General features: G+C 54.6%; 1 protein-coding gene. It reads left to right on the plus strand.

Going from position 1 to position 1,270, the window contains the following annotated elements; translation table 11 throughout:
- Window positions 1-52: 52 nt before the first annotated feature.
- On the plus strand, window positions 53-1,270 hold a 1,218-nt coding region (locus ACO5R6_RS07650; RefSeq protein WP_485626579.1), incomplete at its 3' end, for an IS3 family transposase.

Raw genomic sequence — 1,270 nt, forward strand, 5'->3', positions numbered from 1 at the left:
GGGGGTGCGGACGAAAAGTTGGACCGTCAAGGGCGGTCGGATTGGAGTTCGCATGTATAGCAAAGAGAACGTAGAGCTGTTTTTACTTGCAAGAGAAGACGGGATGAGTATCAAAGGAGCAGCAGCCTTTGCCAAAGTTAACTACAACGCAGCGAAGGACTGGATCTACAAGGGTCTCCCGCATAGCTATACCGGCGCCTTGAGAAAAAGTCAGTGCGCTAGAATACAGAAGAGCGCAAAACCCTCAGGTGAAAAGGAGTATCTCATGTCAGCGAGCCCCTACGATCCTCCGAAGTCAGGGCCGCTTGCCGGCCTTAGTCCTGACCAGATAGAAAATTTGCTTCTAAGGGCGGTGTTGGCCGACCTAAAAGCGGTCGGGTGGGACCCGGCTTTGATCTCGAACAGGAGCAAGTGCGGGCTCGGCGAGAGATTGAGGCAGGCGACAGGGCTGCCCCTCCGCTTAATCATCGCTTTCTTGAAGATATCGAAGAGTTCCTATGAGTACCACCGTAGCCGTCTGGGTCAAGACAAGTATGAAAGACTCAGGACACAGGTGAGATCTGTGTTTAGAGAAGGCCAGAGACGCTGGGGCTACCGAACCGTACACGCCAGGCTCAAACGAGAAGGTACACACGTCTCCGAGAAGGTCGTAAGGCGCATAATGGCTGAAGAGGGGCTGAAAGTCGTCTATAACAAGAAGCGTCCGCACAGCTGGAGCTCCTATGTCGGTGAGATCTCCAAGGCCCCAAAAAATCTCATCAGCCGTAACTTTCACGCTTTAGCCCCAGATGAGCTGTGGCTCACCGACATCACTGAGTTCAGGCTCCCCTGCGCAAAGATCTATCTGTCTGCGATAGTCGACTGCTTCGACGGCAAGTGCATCTCCTGGTCTATCGGGCGACACCCCAGCAAACAGCTTGCCAACTCAAGCCTCACCAAGGCGCTCTCTCAAAGACGCCCGGGGTCTCATACCACCATCCACTCTGACCGTGGCGGACACTACCGCTGGCCTGAGTGGATAGCGATATGCAATGAGAGCGGGCTGAGAAGAAGCATGTCGGCGAAGGGCTCAAGCCCGGACAATGCAGCCTGCGAAGGCTTCTTTGGGAGACTGAAAAACGAGTTCTTCTACTACCGCGACTGGAAGAACATCTCGCCGGAGATCTTCATGGCTGAGCTCGACGCCTATCTCACGTATTATGATGAGGGACGCATCAAGCGCTCACTGGGCTGGCTGAGTCCGAACGAGTACAGAAGGGCCCTGGGCTAT

This window comes from Shuttleworthella sp., assembly GCF_057251025.1.